This window comes from Sulfitobacter sp. CW3 (genome assembly GCF_019392245.1).
Lineage (GTDB): Bacteria > Pseudomonadota > Alphaproteobacteria > Rhodobacterales > Rhodobacteraceae > Sulfitobacter.
The window spans coordinates 1-271 of the sequence record NZ_JAHXRL010000214.1; the positions used below are offsets into that span (position 1 = coordinate 1).

1 protein-coding gene is annotated in these 271 nt (G+C 66.8%); it reads left to right on the forward strand.

Going from position 1 to position 271, the window contains the following annotated elements; translation table 11 throughout:
- Positions 1-236, forward strand: a 236-nt coding sequence (locus tag KZZ06_RS20825; RefSeq protein WP_219581864.1) for a hypothetical protein, incomplete at its 5' end; no start/stop codon positions are given.
- Positions 237-271: the final 35 nt, after the last annotated feature.

Genomic DNA, 271 nt, shown 5'->3' on the forward strand with positions numbered 1-271 from the left:
GCCTGAGCGTAGACGAGGCGCTCGTACAGGAGATCCTGCGGGCTGGGCCGCATACCGCCAACGTGTTCCATCGCGGCGATGGCTGCGAGATCGTCGGTGCCGTCCTCTATGGCAAGCCGGGCGTCGATCTCCCGACTCTTCTCACGCCGAGAGCGACGCGCCGAGCTCCGGGCCCGCGCTCACGCGCTTGCGCCACATCGGAGCAACTCGACTTGTTCGTGCACACTGCCCTGTGATGGCGGGAGCGGTCTGGGTCGAGCAAGTTCCGCTT